Here is a 19,260-nt window from a genome sequence, read left to right on the forward strand (position 1 = left end):
GCAGCGTTCTCTAGGTTAGCGGCGGCTTAACCCTGATAGCCCATCCTCTCCCTGTCACAAGGGAGAGGTTCATGGCCCAGGCCGTTCGCCAGTCGCGTCACTCCAGGCCGAACAATTTCGGCCTACCGACTTCGAGATCACGTCCGGTCCTGCGAGCACCGGCCGAAGAACTTCGGCTGGTCGATCCGCGTGCCCTGCCTCCCGATGCGGACCTGGTGAGCCGTCTCGATCCCGTCCTGGCCATGACCGAGGGCCTGCTGCCCTGGCGACGGCTGGCCCAGGTGGCGGTTGTGCTATGCGCCGACCCATTCGCCTCCAGACGCCACCTTCCTCGCCTTGAGGCCGCCTTGGGTCCGGTGCAGCTGGCGCGGGCCGAGCCCGCCTCTCTATCGGCGGCGCTGCACCGGGCCGTCGGGCAACCCCTCGCCCTTCGCGCCGAGCAGCGCCTGCCTGGTTCAGCCAGTTGCCGCACCCTGCCTGGCGCCCGTCTGCTGCGATGGGCGCTCGCCGCAAGCATCGGGCTCGCGGCCTTGTCAGCTTTGGCTCCTCTGGCGGTCCTGGCGAGCCCTGCGGCCTTGGCAGTCCTGAGCCTCCTTTCCTCGGTCCTCCTCAAGATCGCCGCCGTGGCGGTCACCTTGCGCCGTGACCGTCACGACGACGGAGCAAGCGTCGTGCCCGCCCGCCTCCCCGTCGTCTCGGTTCTTGTGCCGCTCTACCGCGAGCGCGAGATCGCCGGGACGCTTCTGCGCCGGATGGAGGCGCTGGACTACCCGCGGGACCTCCTGGACCTTTGCCTCGTGGTCGAGGATGACGACCAGCTCACGCATGCGGCCTTGGGCGCAGCGCGCCTGCCTCCCCATGCACAGATCGTCGTCGTGCCGGAAGGCACCCTGCGAACCAAGCCGCGGGCGCTGAACTATGCCCTGAACTTTGCCCGGGGGAGCCTGATCGGCATCTACGACGCCGAGGACGCCCCCGCCCCGGACCACCTGCGCCGCGTGGCCGAGGTCTTTGCCCGCCGGGGCTCCGGGACCGCCTGCCTCCAGGGGGCGCTCGATTACTTCAACTGCGACCGGAACTGGATCGCGCGCTGTTTCACCCTGGAATACGCCTCGTGGTTCCGCGTGCTGCTGCCCGGCCTCGAACGCCTGGGCCTTGCCTTGCCCCTGGGTGGCACAACCCTGTTCCTGCGACGCGAGGCGTTGGAAGCCGTGGGTGGCTGGGACGCCCACAATGTGACCGAGGACGCCGACCTCGGCATCCGCCTGGCGCGCCACGGCTACCGGACCGAGATGATCGCCATCGCCACGCAGGAAGAGGCCAACGCCCGTGCCTGGCCCTGGGTCAAGCAGCGCTCGCGCTGGCTCAAGGGCTATGCCGTGACCTGGGCCGTCCACATGCGCGACCCGGTCCGACTGTGGCACGAGTTGGGACCGCGCCGCTTCTGGGGCTTCCAGATCATGTTCTTGGGCACCCTGCTCCAGTTCGCCCTGGCGCCGTTGCTCTGGAGCTTCTGGCTGGTGCCGCTGGGTCTGTCGCATCCGCTGGCGCCGCTCCTGCCTCCCGGGCTGATGGTCGGCCTGTCCATTCTGTTCCTGTCGGCGCAGGCCCTCGACATCGCCTTCGCTTGGGTCGGAGCGCGGCGGGCGGGCAAGGGGCACCTCGCCGTCTGGGGAGTCACCCTGATGGTCTATTTCCCGCTGGCCACCCTGGCCATCTACAAGGCCCTGTGGGAACTGGCGCGCTGCCCTTTCCACTGGGACAAGACAGCCCATGGCATCGACCATCTTCCGGCCGAGGCCCAGGATCTCACTCCGCCGCCTGCACTTTCGCCGCATCCAGCCTGAGCCGGGTCATAAAGGCGCGGGAGATATGCTCCCGCAGGGCGGCGTCGGCGGCCTCGCCATCGCCGGCCTCGATGGCCCGGACGATCGCCTCATGCTCCTCAAGGGTGCCCTTGGACCGCCCTTCGACGGATAGCGAGGTGGAGGCCAGAAGGGCCATCGACCGGTGCACGAGGTCGAGCTGCTGCACGAGAAAGCGGTTGTGCGACGCCAGATGGATCTGCCGGTGGAAGCGGCGGTTGGCCCGGCTCAGGGCCTGCGGATCGCTCACCAGCCCCCGGTCGGCCTCCAGCATGTCGCGCAGCACCCGCACCTCCTCGCGAGTGGCGTGCTTGGCAGCCAGCCGTGCGGCCAGCCCCTCCAACTCCCCCCGGACGACGTAAAGCTCGGCCAGTTGATTGTGGTCGAGCGAGGAGACGATCAGCGACCGCCCGTCGCGGGCCAGAAGCGATTGCGTCTCCATCCGCTGCAGCGCCTCGCGGATCGGGGTGCGCGACACGCCGAACCGGTCGGCCAATTCGCTTTCCACGAGGCGGTCGCCGGGCTTGTATATGCCGGAGTCGATCGCCTCCAGGATGAGGGCATAGGCGTCGCGCTGGGTCTTGGGATCGCTCATGCCAGGGATGTTACGCTCCCCCTGCCGGGGTTCAAGCGGGCGCGGTTGCAGCCGGCCACCAATCTTCTTAGGGTTCGATGCATGGTCGCTGCATCCTTTGCCCATGTCCGTGCCTGGGTCTTCGACCTGGACAACACCCTTTATCCGCCGTCCGCCCGACTTTTCGCGCAGATCGAGGCGCGGATGACGGCGTTCGTCGCCCGGACCCTGGACCTGACCGAGGCCGAAGCCGACCGGCTCCGCGCGGACTACTGGGCGCTTTACGGCACCACCCTGGCCGGGCTGATGGCCGAGCACGAACTCGATCCCAAGCCCTACCTTGCGGATGTGCACGACATAGACTTCTCGTCGCTCCAACCCGACCCCTTGCTCGCATCCCGCATCGCCGCCCTGCCCGGTCGCAGGATCGTCTTCACCAACGGTGACGGCGCCTACGCGGCCAAGGTCCTGGCGGCGCGTGGCCTGACAGGGGTCTTCGATGCCGTCTATGGCGTGGAGCATGCGGGCTACCTCCCCAAACCCGAGCAAGCCGCCTTCGAGGCGGTCTTTGCGCTTGACGGCCTTTCCCCCGCCGAGGGCGCGATGTTCGAGGACGATCCCCGCAACCTCACGGTGCCCCATCTCATGGGAATGAAGACGGTCCTCGTCGGCCCTGACATCGGGCCCCAGGACCATATCCACCACCACACGGACGACCTGTCGGCGTTCCTGGCCCGCCTCGTCTGAGGTCTTTCCGAGCGGACCGGGGCGGCCTATCTGAGGGTCATGGACAGCACCGACATCCTCATCGCCGGCGGCGGCACGGCAGGACTGGCTGCCGCCGCAGGGTTCGGGAGCCTTGGCCTTCGGGTGACCTGCGTGGACCCGGCACCGGCCGAGGCGCCCGACGGCCCCGACGCCGACCTCCGTACTACCGCGATCCTGTCGCCGGCCCGCGCCCTCCTGGAGCGTTCAGGTCTTTGGGACCCTCTCGCCTCGGAAACGACGCCGCTCCGGGTGATGCGCATCGTGGATGCCCGCGGCACCCCGGTGCGGCGTGACTTCGACGCGAACGACCTGGGGGATCAGCCCTTCGGCTGGAACATCCCGAACCGGGTTCTCAAGCATGCCCTGGCCGAGCGGCTGGCCGGAATGCCCAACGTCACGCTGCTGCGGGGTACCGGGTTCGCGGGTCGGGTGGCCCAGATGGACGAGGTCACAGCCACATTGTCGGACGGACGGCGGGTAGCGGCCCGCCTCCTGATCGGGGCGGACGGGCGCGACTCGGCCGTGCGGCGGGCCTGCGGCATCGGGGTGCGGACGACCCGCTACGGGCAGAAGGCGCTGGTCTTTGCTGTCACCCACGACGAGCCGCATCATGGCGTCTCGACCGAGGTCCACGCCTCGGGTGGTCCTTTCACATTGGTGCCGCTGCCGGATCAGCAGGGCCAACCCTGTTCGGCCGTCGTCTGGATGACGGACGGCGCCGAGGCCCTGCGCCTGAAGGATCTTCCAGAGGAGGAGTTCACCGCCGCCGTTAACGCGCGCTCGGCCGGGGTCATGGGGTCGCTCGCGCCGGTCGGGGGACGTCAGGTCTGGCCCATCGTCACGCAGGTCGCCGATCGCCTGACCGCCCGGCGCACGGCTCTGATGGCCGAAGCCGCCCATGTGGTGCCACCCATAGGGGCACAGGGGCTCAACATGTCCCTGGGCGACCTCCGCACGCTGCTGGATCTTGCCAGCGCCCGGCCCGGAGAGATCGGGAGCGACTCCTGGCTTTCCGCCTACGAACGCACGCGGGAGCCCGACATACGCCTGCGGGCCTTCGGCATCGACGCGCTGAACCGCGTGTCACGTGGCGGGCTCGGGCCCCTGCGGGCCTTGGGCCTGCGGGCCATGCATGACGTGAGGCCCGTGCGTCACGCCCTGATGCGGCTGGGTCTCGGGATGGGGCGCTAAAGGGGACCGGGCCGCCGCTCCTCGCTCAGCAGCACGTTGGCCTCGATGGTCCCGACACCCGGCAGCGCCGTGATGCGCCGGCGAAGCACGCGCTCGAAGTCCGCGATGTCGCGGGCCACCACGCGCAGGCGGTAGTCATAAAGGCCCAGCACATGCTCCACCGTCTGCACCTCGCGGATGGCGGTCACGGCACGCTCGAACTCCTCCAGCCGCGCCCGGGCGGCGAGTTTCACGCCCAGGAACACCGTCACGCCAAAGCCCAGCGCCTCGCGGTCCAGCACGAGCCTGCGGCCCACGATCACCCCCTCGTCCCTGAGCCGCCGGACGCGCCGCCACGCGGCAGGCTGGGACAGGCCTACGCGGCGGCCCAGCGCCGATGCTTCCAGCGTCGCGTCCTGCTGGAGCGCCCGCAGGATCGCGCGGTCGGTGTCGTCGAGGTCGGTCACAGCGGAAGCGCTTGGTTGTCGTGGACGACCGACAGGGTCATCAGGGCCTCGATGTCGCTGATGCGCGGCAGCGTCAGGATGCGGTCCCGGTAGATCGCGCGGTAATGGGCAAGGTCGCGGGCGATCAACGACAGCCTCACATCCACCTGTCCCAGAAAGGTCTGGATCTCCACTACCTCGGGCACCTCGCGGGCGGCTGCTAGGAAGTCCTCGAAGGCGCGCGGCGCGCCCTTGTCGAGCGTCACGCGAAGGGAAACATGGACCGTGTAGCCCAACCTTCGCCAATCGATCACCGTCTCCTGCCCCTTGAGGACGCCCGTCTCACGCAGCCGATCAAGCCGCCGCGCCGCTCGCCCCGGCGTGAGGCCAGCGGCCTGCGCCAGTTCGGGGACGGGTCGGGCGGGTTCTTCCTGAAGAAGACGAAGGAGGCGCCGGTCAAGGTCATCAAGCATGATCCTATCAGTACGGCATGATCTTGTGCATGACAACATTGGTAAGCGACCAGTTTCCCGGCTGTCGCAATCTCCAAAACCGCACAGAACGTTGTATGGTCCCCGCCAGAAACCCAAGGAGGAACAAGACATGCGCGTCTACTACGACCGCGACTGCGACGTGAACCTGATCAAGGACATGAAGGTCGCCATTCTCGGCTACGGCTCGCAAGGCCACGCCCATGCGCTGAACCTGCGCGACTCGGGCGCCAAGAACGTCGTCGTTGCGCTGCGCGAAGGCTCTCCCTCGGCCAAGAAGGCCGAAGGCGAAGGCCTCAAGGTCATGGGCATCGCCGAGGCCGCCGCCTGGGCCGACCTCATCATGTTCACCATGCCCGACGAGCTGCAGGCCGACACCTACCGCCGTTACGTCCACGACAACCTGCGCGAAGGCGCGGCCATTGCCTTTGCCCACGGCCTGAACATCCACTTCGGCCTGATCGAGCCCAAGAAGGGCGTGGACGTCATCATGATGGCGCCCAAGGGTCCCGGCCACACCGTGCGCGGCGAATACCTCAAGGGCGGCGGCGTGCCCTGCCTCGTGGCTGTCCACAACGACGCCTCGGGCCGCGCGATGGAGATCGGCCTCAGCTACTGCTCCGCCATCGGCGGCGGGCGCTCGGGCATCATCGAGACCAACTTCCGCCAGGAGTGCGAGACCGACCTCTTCGGCGAGCAGGCGGTCCTTTGCGGCGGCCTCGTGGAGCTCATCCGCATGGGCTTCGAGACGCTGGTCGAAGCCGGCTACGAGCCCGAGATGGCCTATTTCGAGTGCCTCCACGAGGTGAAGCTGATCGTGGACCTGATCTACGAAGGCGGCATCGCGAACATGAACTACTCGATCTCCAACACCGCCGAATACGGCGAGTATGTCTCGGGCCCGCGCATCCTCCCCTATGACGAGACCAAGGCGCGCATGAAGGAGGTCCTGCGGGACATCCAGACCGGCAAGTTCGTCCGCGATTTCATGCAGGAGAACGCGGTGGGCCAGCCCATGTTCAAGGCCACCCGCCGCCTGAATGACGAGCACCAGATCGAGCAGGTGGGCGAGAAGCTCCGCGCCATGATGCCCTGGATTTCCAAGGGCAAGATGGTCGACCGCGCGCGGAACTAAGCGCGGAACGGCAAAGGGCGGCCCACCGGGGCCGCCCTTCTCATATCCGGGCAGCGATCACTCGGCCGCAGATTTGGGCACGGGGGCCTTAGGTGTCCCGTAAAGGCGCGGGTCCACGGGGTTGAGGTGACCCTGGTCGTCGCTCATGGGCTGGGGATTGGCCAGGTACTCGAACTGGCCCTTGCCGTCCGGCGTGGGGCCCTGCGCCCAGCGGCCTCCGGCGCTTTCGGTGCCTTCGGAGCAGTTCCAGAACTGGTAGGACACGCGCTGATCCTCGAGGTCCTGCGGGAAGTTCGACGGCACCGGCGTCTCCTCCAGCCCATCGGCTTGCAGTTCCTCGATGGCGGCGAGCCACTGGTTCTGGTGCATCGTGTCACGCGCGATCATGTAGGCCAGCATGCGCTTTACGCCCTGGTCCTCGGTGAGGTTGTAGAGGCGCGAGACCTGGAGGCGGCCCTGCGACTCCGCCGTCACGTTGAAGCGGAAGTCGGCCAGGAGGTTGCCCGACGCGATCGTGTACTTGGCGTTCCAGGGATAGCCCACGCTGTCGGCGGGCATGGCGCCCGAGCCGGACACGATGGCATGCTGCGGGTTCATGCCCGCCAGGATCGCGTCCTCGAGCCGGGCGCCGCCCAGGATCGCGCCTACGGCCGAGTTCTTGGCCGCGTCCTCCTGCGCCTCGACCGGGGAGGTCTCGAGCAGGCGGGCGATCATGGTGGCCAGCATCTCGACATGGGCGATCTCCTCGGTGCCGATGTCGAGGATCATGTCCTTGTACTTCTGCGGCCCGCGGCAGTTCCAGCCCTGGAACAGGTAGGTCATCATCACGCTGATCTCGCCCCACTGCCCACCCAAGGGTTCCTGAAGCATCTTGGCGAAGATGGGATCGGGACGCTCGGGCTTGGCGTCGAACTGGTATTTGTTGGTGCGGAAGAACATGCAAAGGCTCCTGTTCTGGGTCTGCCGCGCAGACATCTGTCGGCGTGGCAAACCATCAAGCTCGGCCAACCGTTCCCTCCGTCCCTTCCCTTCCCCACGGTTCCTGCGAAACTCAGCCCGGTTCATCGGAGGGGCAACATGGGCGAACGGCTGGCGGGGAAAGTGGCGGTCATCTCGGGGGGCGCGACCGGCATGGGCGGGGCTGCATCGTCCCTTTTTGCCGCCGAAGGCGCGAAGGTCGCGGTGATCGACCGCAACCGCGAGGCCGCCGAGGAACGGGCCGAGGCGATCCGGCGGTCAGGCGGGACAGCGGCGGCGTTTCAGGCAGACGTCTCGGACGCTGGCCAGGTCCGGGCAGCCGTCGAGGCCGCCGAGGCGACACACGGTCCCGCCAACGTGTTGTTCAACCATGCGGGCACCATCGTTATCAAGCCGTTCCTCGAAACCACCGAGGAGGAATGGGACTGGCTCCATGCCGTCAATGTCAGGTCGATGTTCCTGATGACCAAGGCGGTCCTGCCCGGGATGCTGGCGCAGGGCGGCGGCTCGATTGTCTGCACCTCATCCATCTCGGCCGTGGCCGGGACGCCCATGGAGGTGCTTTACGACACCACGAAAGGCGCGGTGCACATGTTCGCCCGCGCCATCGCGGTCGAGTTCCGCGATCGCGGCATCCGCTGCAACGCGGTATGCCCCGGCTTCATCCGCACGCCCCATGGCCTGCGCGAGGTGCGGGACCTTCAGGCCTTGGGCGTGGATGTGTCCGAGGCCGCCATCACCGCCCAGCAGGGCCGGATTGGTGAGCCCGAGGAGGTCGCGCGCGCCGCCCTGTTCCTCGCCTCGGACGAGTCCAGTTTCGTGAACGGCACGCATCTGTTCGTGGACAATGGCTTCACCGCCGCATGACGCGGCGGTCCTGTCACTCGGCCGCGTGCGCCAGCGCCGCCCGCTCGACCGCCGTTACGATGTCGCCCACCACCTCGGCCAGCAGGCTCTCGTCCTCGCATTCGGCCATGACGCGGATCAGCGGCTCGGTTCCCGACTTGCGGATCAGCAGGCGGCCATGGCCGTTCAGCCGGGCCTTGGCGCCTTCGATCACCCGTTCGACCGATGGCGCGCCAAGAGGCTGCGCCCCGGCCGCATAGCGGACGTTCCTGAGCAACTGCGGCACCGTTTCGAACTGCCGCAAGAGCCGCGAGGCAGGCTCACCGGATTCGATCATCGCCGCCAGCACCTGCAAGCCCGCCAAAAGGCCGTCGCCGGTCGTGGCAAAGTCGGTCATCACGATGTGGCCCGACTGCTCGCCCCCCAGGTTCCAGCCTCCCTGGCGCATGGCCTCCACGACGTAACGGTCGCCGACGGCGGTCCGCTCCAGCCGGAGCCCGCGCCCGTTCAGGAACCGTTCCAACCCCAGGTTCGACATCACGGTCGCGACCAGCGTGCTGTCGCGCAGGCGCCCGGCATCCGCCCAGCGGCCCGCCATCAGCGCCATGAGCTGATCGCCGTCCGCGATCTCGCCGTTCTCGTCGATCAGGATCACGCGGTCCGCATCGCCGTCGAGGCAGATCCCGATGTCCGCGCCGTGCGCCACCACCATCTCGGCCGCCGCGCGCGGCGAGGTGGAGCCGCATCCCTCGTTGATGTTGGTGCCGTTCGGGGTGGTTCCCACCGGAACCACCGTGGCCCCCAATTCCCACAGCACCTCGGGGGCGACCTTGTAGGCTGCCCCATTGGCGCAGTCGATCACCACCTTGAGCCCGTCGAGCCGTCGCCCGGCCGGAAAGGTGCCCTTGAGCCGTTCCATGTAGCGGAACCGGCCGTCGTCGATCCGCTTGGCGCGGCCGATGTTGATCGCGCCCGTGGGCTCCACGCCCGCCTCGACCAGCGCCTCGATCTCGGCCTCGGCCTCATCGGACAGCTTGAAGCCGTCGGGGCCGAAGAACTTGATCCCGTTGTCCTGGTGCGGGTTGTGCGAGGCGGAGATCATGATCCCCACATCGGCCCGCATGGAGGTGGTCAGCAGGCCCACGGCCGGCGTCGGCACGGGGCCGAGCAGCAGCACGTTCATGCCAGTGGAGGTCAGGCCCGCCGTCAGCGCATTCTCGAACATGTAGCCCGACAGCCGCGTGTCCTTGCCGATCACGACCCGGTGCCCGTTCGAGCCGTCGTTGCGGAAGTAGCGCCCCGCCGCCGCCCCCAGGCGCAGCGCGAGTTCCGCCGTCATCGGCCAGGCGTTGGCCGTCCCTCGCACGCCGTCCGTGCCGAAAAGCTTTCTCGTCATGGTATCCCGCCTACCAGTGCCTGTTGCAGGCTCAACGCCTGTCTTGTTTCTCCGACGTCGTGCACCCGCAGCACCTGCGCGCCCTGACGGACGGCATGAAGCGCCACGGCCACCGAGCCGGGCATCCTGTCCCGCGCCGTCTTCGCTCCGCCCAAGGCGCCAACAAAGCCCTTGCGCGAGGCGCCGACCAGTATCCCGCAACCCAGCCCATGATAAAGGGACAGGTTGGCCAGAAGGCTCACGTTATGTTTCAGCGTCTTGCCGAAGCCCAGCCCCGGATCGACCAGGATGCGGTCGCGCGGCGTGCCTTGCGCCTCGGCCAAGGCCACCGCCGCTTCCAGCGCGTCATACACATCCAAGCGCACGTCGTCGTAGCGCGGGTCGATCTGCATGGTCTCGGGCGTGCCTTGCGCATGCATCAGGCACAGCCCCCCTGCCCGTGCCGCCACGGCCCCCATCCGTGGATCGAAGGCCAGCCCCGAGACGTCGTTGACCAGGTCCGCTCCGGCCCCGAGCGCCGCCTCGGCGACCGACGCCTTGCGGGTGTCCACGGACAGGGGGATGCCGCTGTCGCGTCGGATCGCGGCCAGCACCGGGACGACACGCGCGGCCTCCTCGGCCTCCGGCACCTCGGTGGCGCCGGGACGCGTGCTCTCGCCTCCGATGTCGAGCATGTCCGCGCCCTGCGCCACCATGGCGCGGGCCTGCTCCAGCGCGGCCTCTCCCTCATCAAACAGCCCGCCGTCCGAGAAGCTGTCGGGCGTGACGTTCAGGATGCCCATGATCCGGGGCGCATCGAAGGACAAACCCGCCATGGGCGCGCGTGGAGCGGTCAGCCGCTCCAGCACCTCGGGCGGCACCTCTTCGGGGGGCACGATCCTCGGGGCCTCGCTCCGCGACAGTCGCTCCAGCCGGTCGAACCAGCACCAGCCACCCGCAAGCGGCAGCGCGGCAGCCGACCGGGCCGGGTCGGTCATGGGGATCGGGCGCCAGTAGTCGGTCATTCGGACATTTCGCCCCAGTCGAGAGAGTTGTCCCGTTCAAGGGGCTCCTCCATGGTGGCGCGTCGGACGCGCAGCGGAGCCTCCGTGAGGCCGTCGAGCGACGGCCCGATCACCACGACTTCGATCGCATCGAGCGACCAAGCGAACATGATCGCCCGGTAGAGCATGTCCGCATCGAGCCATCCTTCGTCGATCGAAACCTTGGCGGGTGCCCAGACCGTGGGGGTCCACCGACGTAGGTTCCAGTCCACCTCGGTCCGCGTGGCCGCCACGGCCAGGTCAGGCCTGCGCGCTGCAAGGAGCCAGGCACCCTGGTCGGCCGCCAGAAGGTTGACGCGTCCTTGCGCCGCCCTGCGAGCCGCTCGGGGCGCCCGTGCCGGTGGAGCGACCAGCAAAAGCGGCGCGCCACCCTTCACGAGGATGTCGATCATCTGGCCCAGTCCGGGGGACTTCGCCTCGTCGGACCCCAGGAGGACCACACGCGGGCGGAGGGCCTCGGTTTCGGCGTCCTTGCGGATGTCGGACCTCGCCCGCACGATCTCCACGCCCAGGTCGCCGGGACCACGGTCGAGCTTCTGGATGCGCAGGATCACGCGTTCGGCCTGCGGCTCGTGCAGAATGCGGGCGGCGACCCGCTCGGCCAGGGTTTCCAGCAGGGCCAGCCGCTCGCCATCGAGTTCCGTCGCGACGGCCTCGGCCAGCCGGTCATAGGACAGGATGCGGTCCACGTCGTCGCCCACGTCACCTAAGGGGGCGACCTCGACCACGATGTCGAAACGAAGCCGTTGCCGCAGCCCGCGTTCGACCTCGAAGGCCCCGATCTCCACCTCGACGACATGGTCACGAAGACTGATGCGGTCGCGCGGACCCGGCGCCGTGGCTTCGGACCGCACCAAGGGATGCTCAAAGGCCTGTCGGATCTCGTCGTTCGGCATGCGCTCGCATCCTGGGTCGGCCTGTCCCTACAGCGGCGGGCCGCACCGGGCAAGCGAGCCTCAGCGCGAGGCGTTCGAGGCCATCCTGAGCCCGGTGTCCTCGCGGTAGAACAGATGCGCGCCGATGGAGGCCGTCTGCGTGAACTCGTCGGCCCAGTAAGGCGAGACGGCCTTGGTATGGTAGAACATGGCCCCTTCTGTCAGCAGGCGCGGCGCGCCGTCCAGCATCACGCGCGCCACCCGCCCGGCCATGGCCCAGGCCCTCTCATCCGAGACGGCATCCGACCGCCCGTCGCAAAAATAGCTGAACTGGCACATGTTGCGCTGGCCCGTTCCCTGCTCGACCACACCGCAGACGGTGGACGGGTAACGGCCGCTTTCCTTCCGATTCAGGATGACCTCGGCGACGGCGACCTGGCCCTCCAACGTCTCGCCCCGGGCCTCGTGGTAGATGGCTTCCGACAGGCAGCGCCACTCCTCGTCCCCATCGGGCTCGACCTGCGCGATCAGCCTCACGACTGCCGGCAGATCAGTGACCTGTTCGGTTGCGACGCCCCGTGTGGCGGGCGTGTGCAATTGTGTCGGTCGGGCGCTGACAGCCACTGCGGCTCCGGCCCGCGCCGGGCCCAGCACCGTGTCCAATCGGCCGTCCAGGTCGGTTCCAGCCGCGACGGCGACGCCTGCTCCGAACGTCGTGAGTACCGCGGCGGCAACCATGGTGCTCCGGATCAGGCGCCCGAACCGTACCGTCATTCGCATGTCCCATCGTTCCGACCGGGTATCTCCCGCGCCCTGGAAGGGACTACGAACTATGTTCCTATGTGTCTACAAGGCCACAGTCTAGTGCGCGAAGGCCTGCCAGACCCAGAGGTGAAATCCTGCCGAGGACATGAAGCCCGGTCAGGAATGTGGCTTAACTGTGGCTATTTATTGCATCTTCTATGGCAGACTGGGCGGCGGAAAGTCGCGCAGCCGGAACGCGGTAAGGCGAGCAGGAGACGTAATCAAAGCCCTGGCGGCGGCAGAACTCGATGGCACGCCGGGTTCCGGCATGCTCTCCGCAGATCGAAAGGGTGATGTCGGGCCGTCCCTCACGCCCGCGTTCGGCCCCGATCTGCAGGAGTTCCCCCACTCCATCCAAGTCGAGCGTGTGGAACGGATCCTCCTCGAAGACCTGCTGCTCCACATAGGTCCCCAGGAATCGGCCTGCATCGTCGCGCGACAGGCCATAGGTCATCTGGGTCAGGTCGTTCGTCCCAAAGGACAGAAAAGCCGCGTGCTGCGCGATCTCGGCGGCGCGCAGGGCAGCGCGGGGCGTTTCGACCATGACGCCCAGCCGGTACGTGAAGGGAAGGCCCGACTCGGCGCGCACGGCCGAGGCCACGGCGTCCACGCGGGCCTTGACCAGTTCAACCTCGCGCCGCGCTGACACGAGGGGAATCATGACCTCAGGGACCACAGGCTCCCCGTCCTGGCCGGCCAGCACCGCCGCCTCGAAAATGGCGCGGGCCTGCATCTCGTAGATCTCGGGCACGGTGATTCCGAGGCGCACGCCACGCAGGCCGAGCATCGGATTGTATTCGCGCAGCGCCTCGACCCGCGCCTCCACGTCGGAAAGCGGGCGTGACAGCCCCTCGGCCAGATCGCGCAGGCCCTGGCGGTCCGAGGGCAGGAACTCGTGCAGCGGCGGATCGAACAGGCGGATGCAGACGGGCTTACCAGCCATGATGCGGAACAGCGCGGCAAAGTCGTCGCGCTGCATGGGCAGAAGGCGGTCCAGAACGGCCCGGCGCGCGGCGGCGCCTTCGGCGAAGATCATCTCGCGCATCATGCCGATGCGCTCGCCTTCAAAGAACATGTGCTCGGTGCGGCAGAGGCCGATCCCCTCGGCGGCAAAGTCATGCGCCAAGCGGGCGTCCTGCGGCGTGTCTGCATTGGCGCGCACGCCCATGTCCCGAAACTCGTCCGCCCAGCCCAGAAGGGTTCGGAATGCCTCGTCCAGGGCGGCGGGAATCGTCGGCGCCTCTCCGGCCAAGACGTCGCCGGTGGTGCCATCCACGGTGATCACGTCGCCTTCGGCGAAGACGCGCCCGCCCGGCGCGATGACGACGCGCCGGCGTCGGTCGATCTCAAGGTCCGATGCTCCCACGACGCAGGGCAGCCCAAGGCCACGGCCGATCACGGCGGCATGGCTCGTGATCCCGCCGCGCACCGTCACCACGGCCACCGCCGCATGCATGCCCCGGATGTCCTCGGGGGTGGTCTCGCGACGCACGAGGATGCAGGGCTCGTCCCGCGCGGCCGAGGCCTGGGCGTCCACCGCCGTCAGCACGATGCGGCCCGAGGCCGCCCCGGGGCTGGCCGCGATCCCCGACACGATCCTGTCTCGGGGCGCTTCGGGGTCCACCTGCCGGTGAAGCAGCGTGGACAGGGCGCCGGGATCCACCCGCAGCACCGCTTCCTCGCGCGGGATGACGCCGTCCTGCGCCAGGGCCACTGCGATCCGCACCGCCGCGCGGGCGCCACGGGGCACACGGACCGCATCAAGGATCCGCAGCCTCCCGCTTTCGAGCGTGAACTCGATCTGCATCTCCTCGCGCAGGCGCTCGCGTCCACGCCCGCCATGTTCGAGCAGCTCGCGCACGGCGAAGGGCGCGACCCGTTCCAGGCAGGGTCCGCCGTCGTCGCAGATGATCGGGATGGCGTCGCGCTTGTCGCGCAGCGCTTCGCGGCCCTGGCTCTGACCCAGGTAGCGGCCGATGATCCGCGGCTCCCCCGTCTCGCCGTCCACGAACTGGATGACGCCCGAGCCGCTTTCCCCCCGCCCCACGCCCAGCGCCATGGCCTGCACGACGAGCCCCAGCCCGGCGTCGGCAGGTGCGCCCTTGGCCTGACGCAGCAGCCGCGCCGTGGTGCCGTCCCAGGTCCGCGCCATGGATCGCAGCACCTCGGCCAGCTGAAGCGCCGGGTCCTGCGGGAACGGCTCGTCCGTTTCCGCCTCATAGGCCGCGAGCATGGACCGCAGCGCCTCGGAGGTGGGTTCATCGGGGAGGTCGAAAGGCTCGGGGTCGAGCCGGGCGACCTGCACCGCATAGCACTGAATGAAGCGCAGATAGAGCGAGGTGGCCGCCCGTAGGCCTGCCGTGGCAGCCAGCGCATCGTGCCGTTCCTGCGTCATGCCGATGTTCAGGATCGCACCCGGCCCGCCCCAGTCCGGGTCGAGCGAGGAGGGCCGCACGGACAAGAGCGGCGCGAACCCGAACGGAGCCATGATCGCGCCGATGTCGGGCATCCTGCCTTGGGCGATGTCCCGCACCGTGTCAAAGGACAGCGCCACGGTAAGGGGCACCGGCATGTCGAGCCGGATCAGCCGCTGCAGGCACTTGGCCCGCCCGCCATAGACCTCGGCCGACATCGCGGCGTCGGGGGTCACCAAGGTGATCTGCGGGAACGTGACGTGTCGCTGCACTGCGGCATTCCTTTCGAACGGAAGCATAGTGCGGCAAGGGCAGGTCGGAAAGGGCAAGAGCCCTGGACCTTTGATCAGGTCTTGGGCGCATGCGCAGCACGCGGGTAGGGTTTGCAAGGGATAACAGCATCAGGCCGCAGACGCTGTTGCGATATCGGGAACCTTCTGTTTCCGCGACGGTCCCGCCCCAAGCGGAACTGCCCTAGGAGCCCGTCGTTGAACGGCGTCGCCCCCGTAGGGCAGGGCCTGACAGCACAATCACAAGGTGCAGAAGGGTCCTGCCCTACAACCTGACGCTATTCCTGTCAGGCGGGCTGATGGATTCCGTGGTTCATCCTTCGACCTTGGTCAGGTCCGCGACCTCCAGGCACAGCCGCCGGATCCGGCTGAGCAGGTTCAGGCGGTTGCGGCGGATCACCTGGTTGTCAGTGTTGATCTGCGCGACCGTGAAGAAGGCGTCGATAGGCCCGCGTAGCGCCGCCAGGGCCGACATCGCCTCCCCGAAGTCCTCCTGCTCCATCGCAGGCCGGATGCGCGCCTCGGCGGCGTCGAGCGCGGCAAAGAGTGCCCGCTCCTCGTCATACTCGGACCATTTCGGGTCCGCGCCGAAGGAGTATTCGACCCCGTCCTTGGCCTCGGCCTGCCCCAGCAGGTTCGCCGCCCGCTTGAAGCCCTGGAGCAGGTTCTCCCCGTCCTCGGTCTTGAGGAACGCCGCCAGTGCCTCAGCCCGCCGCACGAGCAGCACGAGGTCGTCGTTCCCCGGCATGGCGAGGCAGGCGTCGATGACGTCGTGCCGGATGCCCTGGTCGCGGAGGTGGACCTTCAAGCGGTCGTGGAGGAAAGAGAGGAGGTCGGCGACGCGCGCCTCGTTCTCTTGCCGCAAGTTCTCAAGCATCACTCCTTCGAAGTGAGTAATGCCATCCGCTCCACCGTCCAAGACTCGACTTAGAAAGTCGTTGGCGTCTTGGACACGCTGTCGTTTAGGGTCTTTGACGTCAAAGCCATAGCCACCGAAACCCAAAACATCATCAAGCTTAATGATCCCTGGGTTCTCTTTGCGTCGACGAAGCTTATCAGCGGCAGAGTTCGTTGCTGTGACAATGGCCTGCAAGTTCCCTTCTTCAAGAACCTGTTGAAGCGGCAGGCGTGCATCCCGCTCGGAAATCAACCTAATCACCCCCAGCGCCGCCCGGCGCAGCGCGAACGGGTCCTTGCTCCCCGTTGGCTTCTCGTCGATGGCCCAGAAGCCGGTGAGCGTGTCGATCTTGTCCGCCAGCGCCACGGCCACTGACACCCGCGCGACAGGCACCTCGTCGTTGGGGCCAAGCGGCGAGTAATGCTCGTCGGCCGCCGCCGCGACCTCCGAAGGCAGCCCCGCCGCCTCGGCATAGTAGCGGCCCATAAGACCCTGAAGTTCGGGGAACTCGCCCACCATGCTGGACCGTAGGTCGAGCTTGGCGACCGTTGCGGCCTGCGCGGCGAGATCAGGTTCCGCGCCGACATGCGGCGCGATCTCGCGGGCGAGCGCGGCGATGCGCTCGATGCGCTCCCACTGGCTGCCAAGCTTGTTGTGGAAGGTCACGGCGCGCAGGCCCTCCTTCCACTCTTCCATGCCGGACTTCGCGACCCGCAGATCGTTCTCCCAGAAGAACCGCGCGTCCGACAGCCGCGCCCGCAGCACCTTGGCGTTCCCCGCCAGGATCGTCTCGCCCCGGTCGGCGGTCTCGATGTTGGCCACCGTGACGAAGCCCTCGATCCGGCCCGTCGCGGGGTTGCGGACCGAGAAGAACTTCTGGTGCTCCTTCATGGAGGTTTGCAGCACCTCGGGCGGCAGGCCCAGGAACTGCTCCTCGATCCGCCCCATCAGGGTCACCGGCCACTCGACCAGCCCCGCGACCTCGGTCAGCAGGCCCTCGTCCTCCACGATCTCCAGCCCTTGGGCAAAGGCGAGCGTGGCGGCGTCGTGGCGGATGCGGTCGCGCCGCTCCGCGGCCTGGAGCACCACATGGGCGCGCTTCAGCTTGGCCTCATAGTCCTCGAAGGAGGTGACGGCGAACTCGCCCGGCGCGTGGAAGCGGTGGCCGCGCGTGGTGTTGTCGGCGCGGATGCCCTCGATCTCGAAGGGCACGATCTCCGCGCCCTCCTCCCGGACCAGCAGGCACAGGATCGACTGGAGCGGGCGCACCCAGCGCAGGGACCCGCTGCCCCAGCGCATCGACTTGGGCCAGGGGAAGTCGCGGATGACGCGGCCCAGCACCTCGGCCACGATCTCGGACGCGGCGCGGCCGGGCTTCTCGATGACGGCAAAGAAGGTTTCGCCCTTCTTGTCCTGCCGACGCTCGAGCTGGTCGAGAGTCAGGCCGGTCGCGCGCAAAAAGCCCTGCACCGCCGCCTCGGGGGCCGACGTCGCAGGACCCTTGCGTTCCTCGCGGACGGCGCGGCTCTGGTCGCTCAGACCCTCGACCGCCAGGGCCAGGCGGCGCGGGGTCGCGAAGCTTGCGGCATGGGCATAGGTCAGCCCGGCCTCGACCAGACCGTCGGTCATCAGCCGGCGCAGGTCCTCGGCGGCCTTGGGCTGCATCCGCGCGGGGATTTCCTCGGACAGGAGCTCGATCAGGAGGTCGGCCATCTATTCGTTTCTTTCGGGAACGGGGGGGCAGCCTTCGGGCGCGGGCTGGCCATCAAAGACCACCTCGCCGCAGGCGTTGATCTGGTGCCAGGCAAAGCCGCGCCCGTCCGGAAGGACGGCGACCACGCGGTCGATGCCATAGCGTATGTCCTTGACAGACAGGAAGGCCCGCGCCGTCCCCGCCTCCAGCGCCTCACCGATCGTGCGGGCGTCGAAGCAGTCGAACCAGCTTGGGGCATTCAGCGGCGTCGGGTCCTCGTAGGGGGCATAGCGCCCCGCGAGGCCGTCCAGGGGCTCGGGCACTGTGAAGCAGGCGCGGAACCGGATGGGCGAGGAGTTGCTGTCGATGGCCCGCAGATCCTGAACGGCGACAGGCTCCCCGGCATCGGAGCCTTGCGGGACAAGCAGGACAGGCCCGACCTGCTCGGCGGAAAGCTCGTCGTAGTAGGCATAGACCTGCAGGTAATACATCCCCAGCCCCGCCAGGAGGGCGGTCAGTCCAAGCGCGATGATGAGGATGCGGGCGCTCACGCCGCCGCGCCCATCCCATGGCCCCCGGCCTCGGTCCGGACAAAGGCGTCGGCGCAAAGCTTGGCCAGCGCGCGGACGCGGCCGATATAGGCCTGCCGCTCGGTCACGGAGATCACGCCCCGCGCGTCGAGCAGGTTGAAGAGGTGGCTAGCCTTGATGCACTGGTCATAGGCCGGGTGGGCCATGACGATGCGCTTGCCGGTTTTCGGGTCCATCTCCTCGGGTTCGAGCAGGCGGCGGCATTCCTTTTCCGCGTCCTCGAAGTGACGGAACAGGCGTTCCGTGTCCGCCGCGTCGAAGTTGTAGCGCGAATACTCCTCCTCCGTCTGGCGGAAGACGTCGCCATAGGTCAGCGGGATCGGCGCGGACGGGTCGTTGAAGGGCATCTCCATGACATGAGCCACGCCCAAGACGTACATGGCCAGCCGTTCGAGGCCGTAGGTCAGTTCCCCCGATACCGGGCGGCAGTCGTGGCCGCCGACCTGCTGGAAGTAGGTGAACTGCGACACCTCCATGCCGTCGCACCAGACCTCCCAGCCCAGGCCCCAGGCGCCGAGCGTCGGGGACTCCCAGTCGTCCTCCACGAAGCGGATGTCATGGAGCGACGTGTCGATGCCGATGGCATCGAGGCTCCCGAGGTACAGTTCCTGCAGGTTCGGCGGGCTCGGTTTGATGAGCACCTGATACTGGTAGTAGTGCTGGAGGCGGTTCGGGTTCTCTCCGTACCGCCCATCCGTCGGGCGGCGCGACGGCTGGACATAAGCCGCGGCCCATGGCCGGGAGCCGAGCGCGCGCAGGGTCGTCGCCGGGTGGAAGGTGCCCGCGCCGACCTCCATGTCGTAGGGCTGCAGGATGGCGCAGCCCTTGCCGCCCCAGTAGCTCTGGAACCTCAGGATGATCTCCTGGAAGGAACGCGGACGTTCGGCCATCGGGCACCCCTGCTGCAAGTCGCATCCCCTGTAGTCGTCGCCCCCCGGCGGGGCAAGGGGGCCACGGTCGCCGCTACGTGGCGGCGGGACACGC

General features: G+C 68.1%; 17 protein-coding genes. 5 read left to right on the forward strand and 12 right to left on the reverse strand.

Going from position 1 to position 19,260, the window contains the following annotated elements; genetic code table 11:
* Nucleotides 1–71 precede the first annotated feature (71 nt).
* Nucleotides 72–1,847: a glycosyltransferase gene (locus FHG66_RS08770; protein WP_139076376.1), complete on the forward strand. Its 1,776-nt coding sequence runs from the start codon at nt 72–74 to the stop codon at nt 1,845–1,847.
* Here FHG66_RS08770 and FHG66_RS08775 read toward each other — a convergent pair.
* On the reverse strand, nt 1,810–2,460 hold the full coding sequence (locus FHG66_RS08775; RefSeq protein WP_139076377.1) for a GntR family transcriptional regulator: 651 nt from the start codon (nt 2,458–2,460) through the stop codon (nt 1,810–1,812). The two genes, FHG66_RS08770 and FHG66_RS08775, sit on opposite strands and share 38 nt — an antisense overlap.
* Before the next feature lie 81 nt (nt 2,461–2,541).
* Between FHG66_RS08775 and FHG66_RS08780 the strand changes: the two genes are divergently transcribed.
* Both FHG66_RS08780 and FHG66_RS08785 read left to right on the forward strand, forming a co-directional pair.
* Nucleotides 2,542–3,186: a pyrimidine 5'-nucleotidase gene (locus FHG66_RS08780; RefSeq protein ID WP_139076378.1), complete on the forward strand. Its 645-nt coding sequence runs from the start codon at nt 2,542–2,544 to the stop codon at nt 3,184–3,186.
* A 39-nt stretch (nt 3,187–3,225) separates the two neighbouring features.
* On the forward strand, nt 3,226–4,398 hold the full coding sequence (locus FHG66_RS08785; protein ID WP_139076379.1) for an FAD-dependent monooxygenase: 1,173 nt from the start codon (nt 3,226–3,228) through the stop codon (nt 4,396–4,398).
* On the opposite strand, the gene FHG66_RS08790 is transcribed toward FHG66_RS08785, so the two are convergent.
* Nucleotides 4,395–4,844, reverse strand: a complete 450-nt coding sequence (locus FHG66_RS08790; protein ID WP_139076380.1) for an Lrp/AsnC family transcriptional regulator — start codon at nt 4,842–4,844, stop codon at nt 4,395–4,397. The two genes, FHG66_RS08785 and FHG66_RS08790, sit on opposite strands and share 4 nt — an antisense overlap.
* Complete coding sequence (locus FHG66_RS08795) at nt 4,841–5,296, reverse strand: Lrp/AsnC family transcriptional regulator (RefSeq protein ID WP_139076381.1); 456 nt, start codon at nt 5,294–5,296, stop codon at nt 4,841–4,843. The genes FHG66_RS08790 and FHG66_RS08795 overlap by 4 nt, the downstream gene beginning before the upstream one ends.
* Nucleotides 5,297–5,426: 130 nt before the next feature.
* On the opposite strand from FHG66_RS08795, the gene ilvC reads away from it, so the two are divergent.
* Nucleotides 5,427–6,449, forward strand: coding sequence for a ketol-acid reductoisomerase (gene ilvC / locus FHG66_RS08800; RefSeq protein WP_139076382.1), 1,023 nt, complete (start codon nt 5,427–5,429; stop codon nt 6,447–6,449).
* 57 nt (nt 6,450–6,506) lie between these two features.
* Here the strand turns inward: ilvC and FHG66_RS08805 are convergent, their stop codons facing one another.
* Nucleotides 6,507–7,388: a manganese catalase gene (locus tag FHG66_RS08805; protein WP_139076383.1), complete on the reverse strand. Its 882-nt coding sequence runs from the start codon at nt 7,386–7,388 to the stop codon at nt 6,507–6,509.
* Between the two features lie 138 nt (nt 7,389–7,526).
* Between FHG66_RS08805 and FHG66_RS08810 the strand changes: the two genes are divergently transcribed.
* Nucleotides 7,527–8,294 (forward strand): SDR family NAD(P)-dependent oxidoreductase, encoded by a 768-nt coding sequence (locus FHG66_RS08810; RefSeq protein WP_139076384.1) that lies wholly within the window; start codon nt 7,527–7,529, stop codon nt 8,292–8,294.
* A 13-nt stretch (nt 8,295–8,307) separates the two neighbouring features.
* On the opposite strand, the gene glmM is transcribed toward FHG66_RS08810, so the two are convergent.
* From glmM to FHG66_RS08850, 8 genes are all read right to left on the reverse strand, one after another.
* A complete protein-coding gene (gene glmM, locus FHG66_RS08815) occupies nt 8,308–9,669 on the reverse strand; it encodes a phosphoglucosamine mutase (protein ID WP_139076385.1) in 1,362 nt (453 codons plus the stop codon).
* A complete protein-coding gene (gene folP, locus FHG66_RS08820) occupies nt 9,666–10,673 on the reverse strand; it encodes a dihydropteroate synthase (RefSeq protein WP_139076386.1) in 1,008 nt (335 codons plus the stop codon). The genes glmM and folP overlap by 4 nt, the downstream gene beginning before the upstream one ends.
* A complete protein-coding gene (locus FHG66_RS08825; protein ID WP_139076387.1) occupies nt 10,670–11,608 on the reverse strand; it encodes a dihydroneopterin aldolase in 939 nt (312 codons plus the stop codon). The genes folP and FHG66_RS08825 overlap by 4 nt, the downstream gene beginning before the upstream one ends.
* Nucleotides 11,609–11,668: 60 nt before the next feature.
* Entirely contained in the window at nt 11,669–12,361 is a 693-nt protein-coding gene (locus tag FHG66_RS08830; RefSeq protein ID WP_246082524.1) for a cell wall hydrolase, read from the reverse strand.
* 160 nt (nt 12,362–12,521) lie between these two features.
* Entirely contained in the window at nt 12,522–15,077 is a 2,556-nt protein-coding gene (locus FHG66_RS08835; protein WP_246082525.1) for a putative PEP-binding protein, read from the reverse strand.
* Nucleotides 15,078–15,408: 331 nt separating this feature from the next.
* The gene (gene glyS / locus FHG66_RS08840) at nt 15,409–17,706 is read right to left on the reverse strand and encodes a glycine--tRNA ligase subunit beta (RefSeq protein ID WP_139076388.1); all 2,298 of its coding nucleotides are present in this window, start codon (nt 17,704–17,706) and stop codon (nt 15,409–15,411) included.
* A complete protein-coding gene (locus FHG66_RS08845; protein WP_139076389.1) occupies nt 17,707–18,237 on the reverse strand; it encodes a DUF6446 family protein in 531 nt (176 codons plus the stop codon). It abuts the gene before it with no gap.
* On the reverse strand, nt 18,234–19,166 hold the full coding sequence (locus tag FHG66_RS08850) for a glycine--tRNA ligase subunit alpha (RefSeq protein ID WP_139076390.1): 933 nt from the start codon (nt 19,164–19,166) through the stop codon (nt 18,234–18,236). Before FHG66_RS08850 ends, FHG66_RS08845 begins: the two co-directional genes overlap by 4 nt.
* Nucleotides 19,167–19,260 lie beyond the last annotated feature (94 nt).

This window comes from Rubellimicrobium rubrum, assembly GCF_006152115.1.
GTDB classification, from domain to species: domain Bacteria; phylum Pseudomonadota; class Alphaproteobacteria; order Rhodobacterales; family Rhodobacteraceae; genus Rubellimicrobium; species Rubellimicrobium rubrum.